This window comes from Sedimentitalea sp. (assembly GCF_039973035.1).
Classification (GTDB): Bacteria; Pseudomonadota; Alphaproteobacteria; order Rhodobacterales; family Rhodobacteraceae; genus Sedimentitalea.
This window is the reverse complement of the sequence record NZ_JBDWLR010000106.1, coordinates 1-18580: the sequence shown is the minus strand read 5'-3', so window position 1 is coordinate 18580 and position 18580 is coordinate 1. Positions and strand designations below refer to the sequence as shown.

Sequence of the window (18580 nt, the reverse complement as noted above, 5' to 3'; positions counted from 1 at the left end):
TTGGGCACCGCAGGAGTACACCAGAGAGAGTCAGTGATGTACCGAGCTCCTCGCGATTTTCACCTGTAGGCGATTGGATGTGCCATTCGGGGGTGGGAGAGCTTCTCAGCGAAATCTCGGGTCCGACCGCGCTCAATGATCCAGATAGACAGAAAACCATTAAACATGCGATGTAAATATGAAATATAAATTACTTATCAGACTCCGATCAGGGCAAAAAATCGATCGTTCTTGAACTTAGGACCTGTTATCTTAAGAATAACATCAGAGTGCTATATTTCATGCCTTCAACGAGAGCCTCGTTCTCTCTGTGGGCATGGCGATGGGCGGAGAATCATCAATTCAATCCTGTTTGTATTTGACATATGAGCGTTCCAGGTAAGTCGAGGCCCATCTCGGTGCCTAACATCATCGCGCGCAAGGGTGGAGCGCCGCTGGTGTGTCTGACGGCATACACGACCCCGGTCGCGAAGCTTTGCGACGCGCATTGCGACATCGTCCTGGTCGGCGACAGCGTCGGCATGGTTCTGCACGGGCTCCCGTCGACGCTCGGCGTGACCATGGAGATGATGGTGTTGCACGGCAAGGCAGCGCGGCGCGGCGTGGAGACAGCGCTGCTGGTCATAGACATGCCGTTCGGTTCCTACGAGGAAACCCCCGAGCAGGCGTTCCGCAACGCGGCGCGGCTGATGGCCGAAACCGGCTGCGCGGCGGTCAAGCTGGAGGGCGGGGAGAGCATGCGCGAAACGATCCGCTTTCTCACCGCGCGCGGCATCCCTGTGATGGGGCACGTGGGGCTGACGCCGCAGGCGGTCAACGCCTTCGGTGGCTACAAGGTGCAGGGACGCGGCGAGGGCGCCGAACGTATCCGGCGCGATGCCCGTGCGGTCGCTGAGGCCGGCGCGTTCGCCGTGGTGCTGGAAAAGGTGACGGAACCCCTTGCCCGCTCGATCACGCAGGAAATTCCCGTGCCGACGATCGGCATCGGCGCGTCGCCGGCCTGCGACGGACAGGTGCTGGTCGTTGACGACATGCTCGGCATGTTCAGCGACTTCCGGCCGAAGTTCGTCAAGCGCTACGCCGAACTGGGGAGTGAAGCGGATGCGGCGATCGAGTCCTACGCCGAGGAGGTGGCCGCGCGGCGGTTTCCGGGCGGGGAGCACGTGTTCGTGGAGGCCGCGCCGGGCGCGTCAGTGGGAGGAAACAGATGAGCGTACCGATCGCCAGAACGGTCGACGAGTTGAAGCGAACCGTGGCCGAGTGGCGCTCCAAAGGAGAGAGCATTGCCGTCGTGCCGACGATGGGGGCGTTGCACGCGGGGCATTTGAGCCTGGTACAGGCGGCGCTGGACACCTCCGACCGGGTGATCGTGACGCTTTTCGTTAACCCGAAGCAGTTCAACAGCGCGGCAGATCTCGCGGCCTATCCGCGCACCGAAAAGGAAGACGCAGCGAAGCTTACGCCGCTCGGCGCGCATCTCCTCTATTGTCCCGACGGTGAAGAGATGTATCCAGCGGGTTTCGCGACGACGGTCTCAGTCTCCGGTGTCAGTGAGGGCCTGTGCGGCGCGTATCGTCCGGGCCATTTCGACGGCGTCGCGACGGTCGTTGCAAAGCTGCTTATGCAGACGGACGCGGATTTCGCCTTCTTCGGCGAGAAGGACTTCCAGCAGTTGCAGGTGGTGCGGCGGCTCGTCGCCGATCTCGACATACCTGTCGCGATCATTGGCTGTCCGACCGTGCGCGAAGAAGATGGGCTAGCGATGTCGTCCAGGAACTTACGTTTATCGGCTAGCGAAAGGGCAATTGCGCCGATTCTCGCCAGACAGCTCTTTCAAGCAGCAGACAAGATTGTTGCAGGCGAGCCTATTGCACAATGTTTAAACCGTGCGCGCTCGTGTATTCTTGCGCAAGGGTTTCAATCTGTCGAATATTTAGAGCTATGCGATGAATATAAACTTATTCCATTGGTAAAAGCTGATCAGCCTACTCGGATACTATCGGCGGTTTGGCTTGGCGGAATAAGGTTAATTGACAATGTCATAGTCACAAAAACGGAGGCATCAAAGTAGAGATAGAATATTTCTTTTATTACATACTTTATTCCTGTATTGGGTTGGGATAATTCTTGGAACCCGCGGGGAGGGATTCAGCAGAGCAAGCTAGTGGAGAGACCGAAATGAAAACCGAACCGCGCGAAAGCATGGAATTCGACGTGGTGATCGTCGGTGCCGGACCGGCCGGTCTTGCCGCCGCGATCCGGTTGAAACAGGCCAATGCCGATCTGTCCGTCGTGGTGCTGGAAAAGGGCGCCGAGGTCGGCGCGCATATCCTGTCGGGCGCAGTCGTCGATCCAGTCGGCATCGACAAGCTCATCACCGACTGGCGCGACGACCCGGATCATCCCTTCAAGACCGAGGTGAAGGACGACCAGTTCCTGTTCCTCGGCCCCGCCGTCTCGATCCGCCTGCCGAATTTCGCCATGCCGCCGCTGATGAACAATCACGGCAACTACATCGTCTCGCTCGGCAATGTCTGCCGCTGGCTGGCGGGCCGGGCGGAGGCGCTCGGCGTCGAGATCTATCCGGGCTTCGCCGCCGCCGAGGTGCTCTATAACGAGGACGGCTTGGTGAAGGGCGTCGCCACCGGCGACATGGGCGTCCAGCGCGACGGCACGCCGGGCCCGATGTATGCCCGCGGCATGGAGCTGCATGGCAAGTACACGCTGATCGGCGAGGGCGTGCGCGGTTCGCTCGCCAAGCAGCTGATCGCCAATTTCAAGCTGGATGCCGAGAGCGACTACGCCAAGTTCGGCATCGGCATCAAGGAACTCTGGGAGGTCAAGCCGGAGAACCACCGCCAGGGGCTGGTGCAGCACTCCTTCGGCTGGCCGCTCGGCATGACGACCGGGGGCGGCTCGTTCCTCTATCACCTGGAGGACAATCTCGTCGCGGTCGGTTTCGTCGTCCATTTGAACTACAAGAACCCGTATCTCTACCCGTTCGAGGAATTCCAGCGCTTCAAGACGCATCCGGCGATCCGCGGCACCTTCGAGGGCGGCAAGCGCATCGCCTACGGCGCGCGCGCCATCACCGAGGGCGGATGGCAGTCGGTGCCGAAGGTTTCCTTCCCGGGCGGCGCTCTGATCGGCTGCTCGGCCGGTTTCCTCAACGTGCCGCGCATCAAGGGCTCGCACAACGCGGTGCTCTCCGGCATCCTCGCCGCCGACAAGGTCGCCGAGGCGCTTGCCGCCGGCAAGGCCAATGACGACGCGCTTGATGCCTACGAGAACGAATGGCGCGGCAGCGAGATCGGCAAGGACCTGAAGCGGGTCCGCAACGTCAAGCCGCTCTGGTCGCGTCTCGGAACCGTGCTCGGCGTCGGCATCGGCGGCATCGACATGTGGATCGCCCAGCTGACCGGCGGCTGGTCGCCGCTCGGCACGTTGAAACACGGCAAGCCGGACTATGCCGCAACCGAAAAGGCGTCGCACTTCAAGCCGATCGCCTATCCCAAGCCCGACGGCGTGCTCACCTTCGACCGCCTGTCCTCGGTGTTCCTGTCGAACACCAACCACGAGGAGGATCAGCCGGTCCATCTCAAGGTCAAGGACGAGAACCTTCAGAAATCTTCGGAATATGTTGATTTCGCAGGACTTTCGGCTCGCTACTGCCCGGCCGGCGTTTACGAGTGGATCGATGCCGACGGCAACTCGGTTCCCGCCGACGCTGACCGCAAGCCGGGCGACAATGTCCGCTTCCAGATCAACGCGCAGAACTGCGTGCACTGCAAGACCTGCGACATCAAGGATCCGAACCAGAACATCAACTGGACGGTGCCGCAGGGCGGCGAGGGGCCGGTTTACAGCGTTATGTGAATGCTCAAGGGAGTAATCGGCGATGTTGATGGACCGGGTCGACAAGAGAAGCGGAATCCCGACGCAATCGCGCCCATCTGACCAGCTTTCCGGCTTGGAGTTATCGCCGTACCGCCGCTTCCCAGCGGCGATGTGGGCGGAACTCCGAGCTGACACGCCGCTAACGCTTTACGAGGATGAGGTCATGCGGCTGCGCTCGCTCGACGACCCGGTTGATCTCGACGAGGTGCGGCGCATCTATCTGTCCATGTCGCGGCTGCTCTATTCGCCTGTCGAGGCCTCGCAAAGCCTGTTCGAGCAGCGCCAGCAGTTCCTCAACATCGACGGGGCGATCAAGACGCCCTTTATCATTGGCATCGCCGGCTCGGTCTCCGTCGGCAAGTCGACCACAGCGCGTTTCCTTAAGGAGTTGCTGGGACGCTGGCCGTCGAGCCCGAAGGTCGATCTAGTCACCACAGACGGCTTTCTGCTGTCCAACGCCGTGTTGGGCGAACAGGGGCTGATGGAGCGCAAGGGTTTTCCCGAGAGCTACGATGTCGGCGCGGTGCTGCGCTTCCTCTCGGCGATCAAGGCAGGTGAACACTCGGTGCGTGCGCCGCTTTATTCGCACATGGTCTATGACGTGCTGCCGGACGAATATGTCACGATTGACCGCCCCGACATCCTGATATTCGAAGGGATCAACGTTCTGCAGGTTCGCGATCTGCCGGAAGACGGCAAGATGGTGCCTTTCGTCTCGGATTATTTCGATTTTTCGATCTATATCGACGCCGACGAGGAGCAGATACACGACTGGTACGTGACCCGCTTCATGCGGCTGCGCCAGACGGCATTCCGCGACCCGAAATCCTTCTTCCATCGCTATTCGGAACTGTCGGAGGACGCCGCGCTCGGCATCGCGGAAGGATTGTGGACCAATATCAACCTGAAGAACCTGAAAGAAAACATCCAGCCGACGCGGCCGCGCGCCGACCTGATCCTCAAGAAGGGCGCGAACCACCTCGTCGAGGAAGTCCTCCTCAGGAAGCTTTAGGTTCGTCCAGTGAATACCGTGCGGGTATCGAACTTGCCGGACCGGTGCAGAAAAATCCCGGGAATAGGGAACGTGATGACAAACTATCGTTTTCCATATCCGGAGCCGCCGGCCAATGGTGCGCTTCTGGAAGTAGCCCCCGGCGTTCTCTGGTTGCGCATGCCGCTGCCATATCGTCTCGATCATATCAACATCTACCTGATCGCGGATGGCGACGGCTGGTGCGTGTTGGATGCGGGTATCCATGACGACCGCACGATCGAATTGTGGAAAGCGCTGCTTGCGGGACCGCTCGCCGGAACCCGATTGACCCGACTGATCGTTACGCACCATCATCCGGACCACATCGGGATGGCAGGCTGGCTGTGTCGCGAAACCGGCGTTCCGCTGGCCACAAGCCAGACCGCCTATCTCGCCTGCGCCAATCTGGCGCTCGATCCGGAATCGGTGAAGAACCGGCAGTTCCACGATTTCTACACCAATCACGGTGTTTCCAACGAAGTTGCCGACCTGATGGGCACCAATGGCCTCAACTACCTGCGGATGGTCTCGGCGCTTCCGAATAGCTTCCTGCGTCTGGTCTCGGGCGATACGCTGTTGGTGGGTAAACGGCGATTTCGGATCTTTACGGGCGACGGGCACGCGCCCGAGCAAGTCATGCTCTATTGCGACGAGGATCGGCTGTTCTTCTGCGCAGATCAGGTGATTGCAAAGATTTCGCCGAATGTCGCCGTCTGGCCGAGCGAGCCCGATGGAGACCCTCTCGGCCATTTCCTGCGAACTGCGCGGGAGATCCGCGACAACGTGCCGGACAACGCTCTCGTCCTGCCCGGCCACCAACTGCCGTTTCGTGGCCTGCATGCGCGTTGTAACGAACTGCTCGAGCATCACGAACGGCGTTGCGATCTGATCCGCGAGGCGACGCTGGATCGGCCCATGACGGCCAATGAACTGGTGCCTGTGATCTTTCATCGCGAACTGGACTTGCACCAATTCGGATTCGCGTTTTCCGAAACGCTCGCGCATATCAATCGCATGCTGCGTCGTGCGGAACTGGCCAAAGTCATTGTCGGTGACGGTGTCGCCCGCTACCGCACAAGCTAACCGTCCCGAATGACCGGGGGGGCGGGTTTGCGGACGCCAACTCGGGGCGAAACCCGGAGCCGGCTGTTAAGTCACTCTCGGTAGTGAAAAGGATTTGCTGTCCATATGAAACTCATTGAAAACAACAATCTGGTCAATTCCCTATGTGAAATCACCAACGCTGCAACTAGCGCGGCTCTGAATGCCGTCATGGCAAGCCTGGCTTCCCGCCATGGCGTCCGGTCTGCCGCCTATCTGGGGGCTGGTATGTCCGGCGCTTCGAATAGAGAACCTTACCTTGCTGTAACCTACTCCCCGAATTGGGTGGAACACTACAAAGACCGGGGCTATGTGAAAATTGATCCCGTCATCCAGACGGGAATGCGCCGGCTGCTGCCGCTGGACTGGGACGAGTTCGGAAAACTGGAAGGGGCGCTCAAGACCTTCTTTGGAGAGGCCGCTGAATTCGGCCTTGGTCGACGCGGTTTGACCATTCCAGTCCATGGTCGACGAGGCGACCGCGCTTTGTTTAGCGTCACATCGGATCTGTCCGAACGGGAATGGGAGCAAGAGAAAATCGAATACATGCGCGACTTCCAACTCCTTGCGGTGCATTTGCATGACAAGGTGCTGGAGCTTGAGGGGGAGCCGGTCTTGCGTGCGAAGCTCACACCACGTGAGCTTGAATGCCTGCAGTGGATATCCGATGGCAAGACAGCCTGGGAATGTTCGGTCATTCTTGGTCTCTCCGAACATACTGTGCGCTGTTATCTTGAGAGCTGCCGCTACAAGCTCAATGCGAGCAGTAACACCCATGCTGTCTCTATCGCTTATCAGACCGGTTTGTTCTCGCAAATCGTGTAAATCCGGCCGTTTGACCGGATAACAAGGCTACCCGTCAGCCGATACTTGGTCTTCCGTTGTGAACACACCAACGGAGACCATAAATGATCATGACTATCGAAAGTATCGACCGGCAAAAGCATCCTGTCCTTATCGATCAGATGTTCCGCATGCGCGCGGAGGTGTTTTCCAGCCGGCTCGGATGGGAGGTGAGCGTCAATGACGGCCGCGAAACCGACCGCTTCGACGACGAAGATCCCCTATATCTTATGTCAGTCAACGACGAAACCGGCGTACTCCGGGGTGCTGTCCGCCTGCTGCCGACAACCGGACCTTACATGCTGCGCGACGTGTTTTCGGTTCTGGTTCCCGGCGGTGCGCCGGAGAGCCCGCTGATCTGGGAAAGCTCGCGCTTCGCCATCAATCCGCGTGTCTTCTCAGTGGCCGAACGAGCGGAAGCCAACCACATCGTTCACAAGACGACCCTGGAGCTGCTCTGCGGCATCGTCGAGGTCTGCCGGAGTGCGGGCATCGACCATGTCGTTTCGGTGTTCGACGCCCGCATGGCAAGGATTTTCCGGGCCGCGGACTGTCCGTATGAGGTCATCGGGACGCCGACGCGCATCGGCAAGACCATGACTTATGCCGGCGTCTTCGAGATGACGGATACGATGCGCAGCCGACTTGGCGCCGTGGGCGATCTTCCTTCGACTGTCCTTGCCGGCCCGTCAAGGCAACCGGAAGAAGGATTAGCGGAACGGCACGTCGCTTGACACGATGATGTTGCAATTCGGTTCGCATGGCTGGTAAGCGGCGACCGGATGGAATATTAAGGCCTCGGGACGGTACGCGCCGTTCCGGGGCTTGGAAACCCCACCACAGCGGTTTGGTGCCGGCCGATGCGGCACCGAGGATCCTCTGGCCAACGGCCGGGGGCCTGTGACGCATGTCCAGGTGCCTCGGTGCTAAAGGTCGCAGGACCGTCTGTGGCGGTTTTCCAACCCCCGGCTTGGGGTCGAGATCTTATCTTGTCGCGGGGGCGCACCGCGGCGCAAGCCGCGGGCCGTGAATGCCGAACCGAGCGTCGATCAGTAGTTTTCAACCTGGTCAGGTCAATGACCGACCGATCGTGACCATCCTCGAAGGGTTGTCAAATGACGAACTCTCGCGCCTCGCGGTTGATGTCATCGTCAAGAATCGCCGGCTTGTCGATCATGCGCAATCGCTGTTCGAGCAGCTCGAGAAGCCGACTTCGAGGGGCTGCGATAACGAAGATCTGAGGCACAGCTACCGTCTAGCGTTGCTCGAGTTGAAGCTGTATCACGAACTGGTCCGGATCGTCGTCGATACGCTTGGCCACGTGCCGGAGGTGCCGCCGGACTCCGGGCTTCACTGACTGTCTTCAGTTCCATAACGAAACTTATGCGGCATGTGCCACCTGATCCGTACGTGCTCAGATCAAGCCTAACCGGGTAGCGATTGTTGCAGCCTGGCGACTATTGCCGGCGTCAAGTTTCCGTGTCGCCTCGTCGAGATAGGATCGCACTGATCTGTAGCCAATCCCGAGCGTATCCGCGATATCCGGCATGGACATGCCGTCTGCGAACCATCGCAGGCATTCCGCCTCTCGCGGTGACAATCGAATGTCCGACGCCAATTCTGCGTCACGCGTTGCGGATCCCAGGCGAGAATGAACGAACGCCACAGCGATCGCGGCGGTCACGGGGTCCGGTTCCTCATCAATACACACGCTCGGTTTGTCTGAAGCAAGGGTGAAGACCATGCGGTCCTTGAAGCCGACCGGAACCGAGACGGACAAGCCCGATCGTATGCCAAACCGTTCCGCATCCTTGAAGAACTGTGTCACGTCCCTCCGACCAAGCCGCCTTGCCTCTTCGGCCGACCACAGAAAGATCGGCGGACCGTGCTTCGCCGTCGTAACCACGGGGTCAACCCGAAGATAATTCATTTGAACGTATCGGTCCTGCCATTCCTGGGGATAGTTCGATACGGCGAAGCTCTCCTGCCCCCGAAGGTTCAGATACGCAAAGAACTCGAACCCGGCATCTTCGGCAAAATTGCGCAACACTCGACGCGCCGCCCGCTCCTCGAGCGGCAGCGAAAGCGTATCGATCAAATGCAAAAGTAGCTCGTTCAATATGATCAAAATCCGACATTGTAAGGTGCTGCGAACACAGCCTCCGTGACGCGTTGAGACGAGGACCTCCGACCTCAAGCTCATGGATATGCCTTCGGAAACACGATGTCCTGATCCACCAGGACGTTGAAAGGGTAGCCCGGCCGAATTTCGAGGGTCGGCTGGACGTTGAGATTTCTCGATACGGTTTGCTCCGAAATCTGGCCAAACGTCTCGGCGAATGATCTGCGGGCGGCGTCCGGGGGGCTGTTGCCATTCAAAGAATTGCCCTGATCCTTGGGAAGCAGCATTTCCGTGCCGGCGCCAATCAACGCCACCAGGATCGCAGAGCCGAATGTCTGCAGATAGTGATTGTCGACCTTGTCCCGGAAGCCGCCATACCCGGCGGCATCGGTGCCAGCCATGCCGCCGATCCGCAGGGTCGATCCGTTCGGGAAGATGATGTCGGTCCAGATGACCAGCACGCGGTTCTGCCCAAACGAGACCTCGGAATCGTAGCGGCCGAAGAGCTTCGCGCCTTGCGGGATGAGAAGCCGGTGCCCGGTCGCGCTGTCATAGACGTTCTGCGAGACCTGTGCGGTGATGCGCCCGGGAAGGTCGGAATTGATGCCGGTCACCAGCGTGGCCGGGATGACCGATCCGCGCTTGAGCTCAAACGGCGACATCTGCGGCACGACCGAATTTGGCAGATAGCCGAGATCGGCGATGTCCTGATTGAAGAATTCCTGTTTTGCCGCCTGGCCGTTCGGATCGGCGTTTTGTTGGCCGATCCCCGCCTGGAGGGCGACGCTGTAAAGATCCAGGGCGCTTGTCCCGCGATTAATAGCGGAACCTGGCTGCGGGACTGCCGCCGGCGTCGTGTCGCTGCCGGTCTCAAGTCCTTGCAGGTTGATGGCGATCGGCGAGTTCGCAGCCGCCTCATCCGCCTGGATGCTTGCCATCTGCTGGCGGTTATATTCGCGCAGCATCTGCTCGTCGAATTCGCGCTGCAACCTCGCCCGCCAGACCTCCTCGGGTTCAAGCGCCGGTGCCTGCGGCGGGGCCGCGGCTTCCTCTTCGTTTCTCTCGAAGGGATTGCGGGCCGGGTCAGGATCGGCGGTAGGCACCGGTTGCAGCTGCACGGCCGGTTGCGGCTCGCCGATGATCCCGTCGGGCACACCCTGCTTGAGCCGCTCCGCATCATTGGAAGCCGGCTGCGCCGAGGACGGCTCGATCTGGCCGTCGCCGAAGCGCAGGCCGCGAGACGACAGACCGTAAAAGATCACGGCGAAGAAGATGACCACGAGCGCGATCGCCAGGATGATGGGGACACGGTTCAGCCGCCTGATCTTCGGCCCCTCAGATGATCCGCCAAGTTTGAGCGATTCCGTCATATCGCCTCACCCGGTCCACGCTGCATCACCGAGAGCGGGCTGGCGGGTGTCGCACCCTCGGCGGTGAGCGTGTACATGCGCGTCAACTCGGCCTTCCGGGTCGAGAGCCGCACAAGCACCCCTCCTTCGAACGGATCGGCGACATAGGCGAGCGGTTCCGTGATCGCCTCTCCCGTCTCCTGGTCGGTGACCACGGCATAGCCCCAGCTTCTAAGCGACGCTTCGAGCGCGGCGCCGAACACGGATCCGTCGGAGAGCAACGCGATCGTCGTACTGCCCGGCCCGATCTGTTCGGCCAGCTTGGCCACCATGTCTTCACTGATCGCGCCGGCGCTCTCTGGCGTCAGCTCGGCCGTGACCTCGCTGGTGGTGAGACCCGCACCGCTCATGGTCTGGCACGCAGCGAGCGTGCTAAGCCCTGCCACAAGGACCATCGAGCGGAAGTAAGAACGAACCTTGGTCATCCTGACTACCCTCCCCGCCTGATGGTGATTTTCTGCCGGCGCATTCCGACACCAGACACGAGGATCGCGCGGTCGATGTTGAAATCGACGACCATCATCGAGCCGTTCATACGGTAGTTGACGATCCGGTTCTCGCCACCGGACACAACGAACAGCACCGGGGCGTCCTGTCCAGCCAGTGACGAAGGAAACTGGATGTAGGTCTTCGTCCCGTCGCTATAGATCCGCGTCGGCCGCCAGCGCGCCGATCCGCTCATATGAAAGCCAAAATCCAGTTGCTCGGCCGGCACCCCTGCCCCCGGCACGACGCTCGCCTCGATGCGGGCGTTGATCTCGGCAAAACGGGCATTGATGTCCTCGGGATATTCGAACCCGACCCGCGCCATGTAATCGCGATGATGGGATTTGAGCTGGATATGATAGGTCCGCCGCGATGTGGTGACGACCATCGAGGTCACGAGGCCCGCCTCGGACGGCTTGACGATCAGGTGGACGGCCTGGGCATTCGGTGCGCCCGATGTCGCCGGCTCGACCTTCCAGCGCACCGTGTCGCCGAGCAGGACGTCACGGACGATCTCGCCTAGCTGCAATTCGATGTCGCAGACCTGTAGCGGCGAGCAGACCACCGAAGGCTGGATTTCTCCGAACAGGAAGATCACCTTGCCATCGGGACCGCGCGCGACGACGCCCGGCCCGTGCTGCCATTGCGCCGAAAGCTCAGTGCCCCGGGTTTCGTTTCCGCTCAATTGCTGCGCGGAGCTTGGCGAAGCATCCAGCGCCGCCAAGAGGGCTGCGCACAGGATGGGTCCGCGGTTCGTGTTCTTCTTCATTCAATTCCCTCCGCGGCACTCACAATTGCGCCGTCCAGTCAAAATCCTTCAGGTAAAGGCCGATCGCGTTGAGGCGGATGACCGCCTCGTCCTGGGGCGGCGTCAGGGTCACCGTCGCAATGCCGCGGAACCGCCTCGTGGCGATTTCCCTGCCCTGCCGGTCACGCTCATATTCCGTCCAGTCGATCTGGTAGCTCTGGTTGGAGAGCGGAATGATATTGTTGACCTCGATCGCCACCGTCTTCTCACGCGCGCGGTCAAAGGGTGAGTTGCTCCGGAACCAGGCATTGACCTTCTCGGTTGCCGGGTCCGACGATCTGAGATGCGCGTAGGCGCGGTCGATATATTGCTTCTGGACGACGGTATCGGGTGTGACTGAGCGGAAGTTCGTGACGAAGCTGCCGAGCGTCGCACGCACCACGCGCGGATCGGCATATTCGATCTGTTGCGGATATCCGGCCGTTGCGGCCGTTCCCAGCTTGTCGACTTCCACAATATAGGGGACGAGCTTGACCTGTGTGCTCTGATAGAGCGCATAGGAGAAGCCGATCACCGCCATGAGCATGCCGGTAATGCCGACGATGCGCCAGGCGGAGGCTGCTTTCACGTAGGAACCGTAGCGTTCGTTCCACTCCATCCGCGCCGCGATATAGGGATTATCAATCGTTGGTGTCCGGGCCATGCCTCACCTCAAGCCTTATCGTCGCTCGAGGGGCGGCGTGCCGGCCGGCCCTGAGACTGATCGAGTTTTGCGTTGGCGAGCCCAAGCGTGGATGCGCCCCATGTTCCCGGCACACCGATCGCCTTGTCGCGCGCTGCCGATGCGGCCGCGCCACCGGCGGCGCCGACACCCGTCGCCATCCCCTTGAGCGCCGCGGCACCGAATGAACTGCCCGAGGCCCTGGCGTCGGAGAAGGCCGCGCCCCCTGCCCTTGCACCGCCCACCGCGAGCGCGGCGCCGCCGGCGGCAAAGCTCGCGGCCTGACCGCCATGGCGGATGACCTCCATGCCACCGGTGACCGAGACGCCCTGCACCATCCCCTGAATGATATTGGGCACATACATGGCGATGACGAAGACAATGACCGAGATTCCGGCGATGGCGAGGGTCGCCAGAAACTCGTCCCCGCCCGATGGTGCATTGGCAAGATCGATCAGGACCTCGGAGCCGATGCGGGCGATCATCACCAGCGCCATCAGTTTCATCCCGACCGAGAAGGCGTAGACGAGATACCGGACGGAGAAATCCTTGGTGAACGAGCTGCCCCCAAGCCCCAGCATGATCATGCCGGCGAGCAGGCCCACATACATCTCCGCCATGACGGCAACGAAGATCGCTGCGACCAGGCTGAACGACACCACCACGATCACCATGGCAAACACGACGGCGATCGCCAGCGCGTTGTCCTCGAAGAGCCCGAACTGAGCCTTCGATGACAACGCGCTCGCGACCTGCAGCCCGGCATTGAACACATTCGCAGGCGAGGCCGAGCCGCCGCCCGCCCCGATCTGGAACAGGCTGTCGACCACGGCCTTGGTCAGGTCCGGACCCTGCTCGAGGATGAAAACGAACAGACCGATGAACATGATGCGCCGCACCAGCTCGGCGAACCAGGTATCGAGCGATGCGGCGGCGATCGCAAGCCAGACTGCCGCGATCCCGACCTCGATGCCAGCGAGGATCCAGAACAGCGACCGCGCTGCATTGAGGATCGTCGTCTGCCAGCCCTGAGCCGCGTCGGCGATCTCGTTCTCAAGCGTCGTCAGCAACGATCCGTCCTGCGCCAGCGCGGGACCAGCAAAGGCAAGGAAGGCGACTGTAAGAAGGGCAACTCTAGTTGTCGGCCGCGCCATCGGCTCCTCCGTTCCCCTGCCCCGCCGGCGCATTCCAACGCGGTTTCATTTCCTGTCCCGACGTTGTGTCGAATTTCTGAGGCACCGTCGCCGGCGATGCTGTCTGGCCGATATCGTCAGACGGACGGATGGCGACCCAGACGGAGACGGCGGCGATCACAACCACAGTGACGGTCGCAACGATGATCAAGGTCCTGCTCACCAGCGTGGCTCCATGGTCTGGCCGCCAGAGGTCGAAGGTGCGGTCGAGTTGAAAAACTCCTCCCGGCGGTTTTGTGCGAGGTCCCTGGCCGCCTGTTCAGACTGATACCAGGTGCCCATCATCGTCACCTGCTGGGAGACGAGTCCACGCAGCTTCTGCGCCTGGGCGACCTGCTGCGCCGCGATCTCGTGGCCGACCTGCAGCGCCTGCATCTGGCCCACAGAACTCTCGGACATTGACCGCAACTGGTTCATCGTTGCTTCTTCCGAACCGAATTGTTCGGCCGTCAGACCGGCCGCACGCAAGGTCGACGCGATCGTGTCGCGATTGGTGTCCGACCAGTCCTGATAGCTCGACGAGAAGGTCTGGCCATTCGCGAGGCCCGATTTGAAATCGGCGAAACTCTGGAAGCGCTGCCGCAGCACGTCATCGACATTGCCCATCGAAAACGCGATCCCCTGGCCCTGATTGACCAGGCTTTGCAGCCGCATCAGATCGCTTTCGACCTGACCCCAGATATGATTGGGCAGGGTCAGCGTGTTCTGCAGCATGTTCTCGTAGATCTTGAGCTGGTTCTGGATTTGCTCCGCCAGCTGAGTGATCTGCGTGATCTGGTTCTGCACTTGCTCAGCCGACGATCCGACCAGACTGACAAGCTCGGTGTTGTTGAGGATCTGCGTCCATTCGGTCGCACCGCCGAGTCCACCAACGCTGGCCTGTGCATTCGAGAACGTCGAGACCGACATCAATGCTGCGATTGCGAATCTAGCTTTGCGTGAGAATGCGTTTGGCATCATCCACTCCCCTTTCTTCGAGCCAATGGCGCGGCCATTCGGCACCGTGCGATTGCCGGAGCTCGTCAATGCGTTTCAAATTGTCCTTGGACGACGCTGCGACGAAGGCGAGCGCCACCGGGCCAAGCGCCATATCGAACAGCCGCCGGCCTTCCGGTGACGCGACGTAGTATTCGCGCTTTGGAATGGCGGTCGCGACGATCTCGATCTGCCGCTCGTTGAACCCGATGCGCTCGTAGAATTCCCGTGTGCCGGGCTCCCGGGCGGCGCCATTCGGCAGGCAGATCTTGGTCGGGCAGCTTTCCTTCAGGACGTCGATGATGCCGGACTGCTCGGCATCCGAGATCGACTGGGTGGCCATGATGACGGCGCAGTTCGCCTTGCGCAGCACCTTCAGCCATTCCCTGATCTTGTCGCGGAACATCGGATGCCCCAGCATCAGCCAAGCTTCATCGAGAATGATCAGGCTCGGCGCGCCGGTGAGACGCTTTTCGATCCTCCGGAACAGATAAAGGAGGACCGGCACGAGATTGCGCTCCCCCATATTCATGAGTTCCTCGACCTCGAAGGTCTGGAACGTCTCGAGCCGCAGTCCATCCTCTTCGGCATCGAGAAGTTGCCCGATCGGGCCGTCGACCGTGTAGTGCTGTAGCGCGTCCTTGATCTCGCGCAGCTGCACACCGCTGACGAAATCCGAAAGAGACCGTCCCCGTGCCGAACCCATCAGCCCGATCTGACGCGCGATCGCATTGCGATGATCCGGGGTAATCGAAACGCCCTGAATTGCGATCAGCGTCTCGACCCATTCGCTCGCCCAGGCGCGGTCCGCTTCGGACGTCAGGTCCGCAAGCGGACAGAAGGCAAGAGCTTCTTCCCCCTCCCCTGCCCCGATCTCGTAATGGTCGCCTCCGGCCGCAGTCGTGAGCGGGTAGAGCGACTTGCCCTTGTCGAATGCAAAGATCTGGGCGTGCTCATAGCGCCGGAACTGCGCTGCAATCAGTGCCAACAGCGTCGACTTGCCCGACCCCGTCGGTCCGAAGATCAGTGTGTGGCCGACATCGTCGACATGTAGGTTCAGCCGGAAAGGAGAACTGCCGCTGGCGACCTGCATCAGTGGCGGAGCATTGGGAGGATAGAACGGGCAAGGCGCGGTCGCGCTGCCGGCCCACACGGAATTGACGGGAATGAGGTCGGCGAGGTTGCGGGTATTGATCAGGGGTTCGCGGACATTCGCATACCAGTTGCCCGGCAGGCTGCCGAGATAGGCTTCGGTGGCGTTGAGCGTCTCGATGCGGGAGCCAAAACCCTCGGCCTGGATCAGACGCCGGACGGCTTCGGCCTGGTCCTGCAGCCGGGCATCATCGATATCGAACATGACGATGACCGGCGTGTAATAGCCATAGGCCACCAATTGCGACGAGGCTTCGGCAATTGCATCTTCCGTTTCGGCAACCATGGTCAGCGCGTCCTGGTCGACCGCACGGCTCTGAGTCTGGAAGAGCTGGTCGAAGAAGGGCCTGACCTTTTGCTGCCATTTCTTTCGGGTGCGCTCGAGCTTTTGCCGCGCCTCTTGGTCATCAAGGAAGACGAACCGGCTCGACCAGCGATAGGTCAGCGGCATCAGGTCGAGCGTGTTGAGGATCCCCGGCCAGCTCTCGGCCGGGAACCCGTCGATCCCGACGACGGCGAGGAACCGTCCATCGACCATGGGTGACAGGCCGTGGTGAAACTCGGCCGTTGCCAGCCAGTCCAGATACATCGGGATCGCCGGAAGGCGGACCGGATGGCTCTCGCCGACGATGCAGAAGCGAATGAACTGGAAGAGCTCGTCATAGCGGGCTTCGTGTCCGGAATCTGGGTCGGTCACAGTGCGCGTCACCATGCGGCGGATCGACAACACGTTGCCGAGATATTGCTCGACCTCGCGGATCGAGGTCTTGAACGAGGTCAGCACGCTATCGGCGTAGGTTTCGGTCCGGCTCGCCTCGTCTGAATAGACATAGCGCGCCATGGCCGAACGCCGGGGCTCCGGCGGCCGATAGGTCAGGATCAGGGCGTGCTGGCTCTCGTAGTGTCCCCTCTCCGCCATGAAATGCGCACGCCGCTGCTCGTCGATCGCGCGGGTGACGGGATCGGGAAAGTGGCAGGCCTCGCGCGCGGGATATGCTGTGGTCGGCACGCGAACCGCCTCGACCTGGATCATCCAGCCCGATCCCAGCCGTCCTAGGATGGCGTTGATCTGGCGCGACACCTCGTTGCGCTCGATATTGGTCGAGCTCTCGCTGTCCGGCCCCGCGAAATACCAGCCCGCCATCAGCGAGCCGTCCTTCAACAGGATCACGCCATCATCGACCAGGCCCGCATAGGGCAGCAGGTCGGAGAATGACGGTTTGGTATCCCGGAACTGACGAAGCGCGACCATGACGGCTCAGTACCTCCGCCAGGGCGACGAGGTCGGCCGGTAGCTCGGCCGGTAACCGATATGGCGCAGATAGACCTGCCGCATCATCGGATCGGCCTTTGCCATGATGCGCAGGACCCCGACCACGGCGATCCAGATGGCGAGCCCCAGGAGCACCGAGTACCAGGTCAGAACCACGAACATCAGGATGACCGTCGCCAATCCCGTAAGAAGCACGAGTTCACGATCAGCGCCCATCAGATGATTGGGCCGGGACAGGGCGCGGTGAATACGCGAATGAGCGAGGGGAGCGACGGATTCAGCCATCACTCCCCTCCCCCGCCGCACTCAGGTCCGCCTGACCAGGGAGGGCAATCGTGGCACCCGAGGCGCCGAACAAGCCGACAATCTGTGTCGCGCCGAGCAGGATGCCGGCGACGAGCACCACATACATCAGACGACGCGCGAAATCGTTGAGCTCGCCGCCGAAGATCAGCATGCCGCCGGCGACTGCCACCGCGGCGAGCGCGATGAAGCCAGCCACCGGTCCGGTGATGGATTCCTGGATCTGCTGCAGCGGTCCTTCCCAGGGCAGGCCGCCGCCCGAACTGGCGAGCGCCGGTGTGGCAACTGCCACCAACAGCACGACAAGTGAAAATCTCAGGATCGGGTTACGCTGGAAATTATGCGGCATGGCTGTCCTCGTCGATTTGGGAATGATGATCGGTCTCGTAGCGGTCGCCCGCGTACTGGTGGACGCGGACGACATCGCGCACGCGCCGTCCGGTCGCGGTCCGTTCGATGGAAATGACGAGGTCTACGGCCTCCCCTATGACTTCACGCATCGGCTGCTGGCTGACCTCGGCCGTCAGCTGCTCGAGCCGACGCAAGGCGGAATGAGCCGTGTTGGCGTGGATCGTGGTGATGCCGCCCGGATGGCCGGTGTTCCACGCCTTGAGCAGGGTGAGCGCGGCGCCGTCGCGGACCTCGCCGACAATGATGCGATCGGGCCGCAAACGCATGGTGCTCTTGAGAAGCCGCGCCATGTCGACGGTATCGGATGTGTGCAAGGCCACGGCGTTCTCGGCTGCACATTGGATCTCGGCCGTATCCTCGAGGATGAGCAGACGGTGCGCCGGCGTATCGTTGACGATCTCGGCGATGACCGCGTTTGCGAGCGTGGTTTTGCCCGACCCCGTGCCGCCCGACACGACAATGTTGAGGCGATCGCGAACCGCTTGCCGGACGATCGAGGCCTGCAGTTTCGTCATCACGCCGGCGGTCACATAGTCGGCCAAGGGAATGAGCCGTGAGGCCCGGCGGCGGATTGTGAAGCTCGGAGCGCTGACCACTGGCGGCAGAAGTCCCTCGAAGCGGTGCCCGCCGATCGGCAGTTCCCCTGAGATGATCGGCCTGTCTTCGTCAGCCTCGGTCTGCAGCGCATGGGCGACGCTACCGATGATGATCTCGGCCGCACCTGGTGCCAGCTCCCCGATGCCTTCGATCCCCTCCCCCAACCGTTCCACGAACAAGCGGCCATCCGGGTTAAGCATCACCTCGACGACGTCGGCATCCTCAAGCGCAGCACAAATAACCTCGCCGAGGGCATCACGCAGTTTGCGAACCAGCCGGGCATGGGAAGACGAGGAGCTCATTGGCGAACTCCATT

20 protein-coding genes are annotated in these 18580 nt (G+C 61.2%); 8 read left to right on the top strand and 12 right to left on the bottom strand.

What is annotated here, in order from left to right:
* The first annotated feature begins 365 nt into the window (after nucleotides 1-365).
* From panB to ABJO75_RS28165, 8 genes are all read left to right on the top strand, one after another.
* Nucleotides 366-1211, top strand: a complete 846-nt coding sequence (gene panB, locus ABJO75_RS28200; RefSeq protein WP_348195811.1) for a 3-methyl-2-oxobutanoate hydroxymethyltransferase — start codon at nucleotides 366-368, stop codon at nucleotides 1209-1211.
* Nucleotides 1208-2071, top strand: a complete 864-nt coding sequence (panC, locus tag ABJO75_RS28195) for a pantoate--beta-alanine ligase (protein WP_348195810.1) — start codon at nucleotides 1208-1210, stop codon at nucleotides 2069-2071. Before panB ends, panC begins: the two co-directional genes overlap by 4 nt.
* A 107-nt stretch (nucleotides 2072-2178) precedes the next feature.
* Nucleotides 2179-3876: an electron transfer flavoprotein-ubiquinone oxidoreductase gene (locus ABJO75_RS28190; RefSeq protein ID WP_348195809.1), complete on the top strand. Its 1698-nt coding sequence runs from the start codon at nucleotides 2179-2181 to the stop codon at nucleotides 3874-3876.
* A 22-nt stretch (nucleotides 3877-3898) separates the two neighbouring features.
* Nucleotides 3899-4909 carry a type I pantothenate kinase gene (gene coaA, locus ABJO75_RS28185; RefSeq protein WP_348208668.1) on the top strand — a complete coding sequence of 337 codons (1011 nt, stop codon included), beginning with the start codon at nucleotides 3899-3901 and terminating at the stop codon, nucleotides 4907-4909.
* A 75-nt stretch (nucleotides 4910-4984) separates the two neighbouring features.
* Nucleotides 4985-6013 (top strand): MBL fold metallo-hydrolase, encoded by a 1029-nt coding sequence (locus ABJO75_RS28180; RefSeq protein ID WP_348195808.1) that lies wholly within the window; start codon nucleotides 4985-4987, stop codon nucleotides 6011-6013.
* A gap of 105 nt (nucleotides 6014-6118) precedes the next feature.
* Nucleotides 6119-6856: a LuxR family transcriptional regulator gene (locus ABJO75_RS28175; protein WP_348195807.1), complete on the top strand. Its 738-nt coding sequence runs from the start codon at nucleotides 6119-6121 to the stop codon at nucleotides 6854-6856.
* Nucleotides 6857-6939: 83 nt separating this feature from the next.
* Nucleotides 6940-7608, top strand: coding sequence for an acyl-homoserine-lactone synthase (locus tag ABJO75_RS28170; RefSeq protein WP_348195806.1), 669 nt, complete (start codon nucleotides 6940-6942; stop codon nucleotides 7606-7608).
* Between the two features lie 296 nt (nucleotides 7609-7904).
* Nucleotides 7905-8231, top strand: coding sequence for a transcriptional repressor TraM (locus ABJO75_RS28165; RefSeq protein WP_348195805.1), 327 nt, complete (start codon nucleotides 7905-7907; stop codon nucleotides 8229-8231).
* A gap of 57 nt (nucleotides 8232-8288) precedes the next feature.
* On the opposite strand, the gene ABJO75_RS28160 is transcribed toward ABJO75_RS28165, so the two are convergent.
* From ABJO75_RS28160 to trbB, 12 genes are all read right to left on the bottom strand, one after another.
* Nucleotides 8289-8993: an autoinducer binding domain-containing protein gene (locus ABJO75_RS28160; RefSeq protein WP_348208665.1), complete on the bottom strand. Its 705-nt coding sequence runs from the start codon at nucleotides 8991-8993 to the stop codon at nucleotides 8289-8291.
* Between the two features lie 80 nt (nucleotides 8994-9073).
* The gene (gene trbI / locus ABJO75_RS28155) at nucleotides 9074-10366 is read right to left on the bottom strand and encodes an IncP-type conjugal transfer protein TrbI (protein ID WP_348195803.1); all 1293 of its coding nucleotides are present in this window, start codon (nucleotides 10364-10366) and stop codon (nucleotides 9074-9076) included.
* Nucleotides 10363-10830 carry a conjugal transfer protein TrbH gene (gene trbH / locus ABJO75_RS28150; RefSeq protein WP_348202942.1) on the bottom strand — a complete coding sequence of 156 codons (468 nt, stop codon included), beginning with the start codon at nucleotides 10828-10830 and terminating at the stop codon, nucleotides 10363-10365. Before trbH ends, trbI begins: the two co-directional genes overlap by 4 nt.
* A 5-nt stretch (nucleotides 10831-10835) precedes the next feature.
* Nucleotides 10836-11660, bottom strand: a complete 825-nt coding sequence (gene trbG, locus ABJO75_RS28145; RefSeq protein WP_348195802.1) for a P-type conjugative transfer protein TrbG — start codon at nucleotides 11658-11660, stop codon at nucleotides 10836-10838.
* Between the two features lie 19 nt (nucleotides 11661-11679).
* A complete protein-coding gene (locus ABJO75_RS28140; RefSeq protein WP_348195801.1) occupies nucleotides 11680-12342 on the bottom strand; it encodes a conjugal transfer protein TrbF in 663 nt (220 codons plus the stop codon).
* 8 nt (nucleotides 12343-12350) lie between these two features.
* Nucleotides 12351-13514: a P-type conjugative transfer protein TrbL gene (gene trbL, locus ABJO75_RS28135; protein WP_348195800.1), complete on the bottom strand. Its 1164-nt coding sequence runs from the start codon at nucleotides 13512-13514 to the stop codon at nucleotides 12351-12353.
* A complete protein-coding gene (locus ABJO75_RS28130; protein ID WP_348195799.1) occupies nucleotides 13495-13716 on the bottom strand; it encodes a hypothetical protein in 222 nt (73 codons plus the stop codon). The genes trbL and ABJO75_RS28130 overlap by 20 nt, the downstream gene beginning before the upstream one ends.
* The gene (gene trbJ, locus ABJO75_RS28125; protein ID WP_348195798.1) at nucleotides 13713-14462 is read right to left on the bottom strand and encodes a P-type conjugative transfer protein TrbJ; all 750 of its coding nucleotides are present in this window, start codon (nucleotides 14460-14462) and stop codon (nucleotides 13713-13715) included. Before trbJ ends, ABJO75_RS28130 begins: the two co-directional genes overlap by 4 nt.
* A 19-nt stretch (nucleotides 14463-14481) precedes the next feature.
* Entirely contained in the window at nucleotides 14482-16932 is a 2451-nt protein-coding gene (locus ABJO75_RS28120; protein WP_348195797.1) for a conjugal transfer protein TrbE, read from the bottom strand.
* Nucleotides 16933-16938: 6 nt separating this feature from the next.
* The gene (locus ABJO75_RS28115) at nucleotides 16939-17238 is read right to left on the bottom strand and encodes a conjugal transfer protein TrbD (RefSeq protein ID WP_348195796.1); all 300 of its coding nucleotides are present in this window, start codon (nucleotides 17236-17238) and stop codon (nucleotides 16939-16941) included.
* Nucleotides 17231-17605: a TrbC/VirB2 family protein gene (locus ABJO75_RS28110; RefSeq protein ID WP_348195795.1), complete on the bottom strand. Its 375-nt coding sequence runs from the start codon at nucleotides 17603-17605 to the stop codon at nucleotides 17231-17233. The genes ABJO75_RS28115 and ABJO75_RS28110 overlap by 8 nt, the downstream gene beginning before the upstream one ends.
* Nucleotides 17595-18580, bottom strand: a 986-nt coding sequence (gene trbB, locus ABJO75_RS28105; protein ID WP_348432671.1) for a P-type conjugative transfer ATPase TrbB, incomplete at its 5' end; no start/stop codon positions are given. The genes trbB and ABJO75_RS28110, both read right to left, overlap by 11 nt.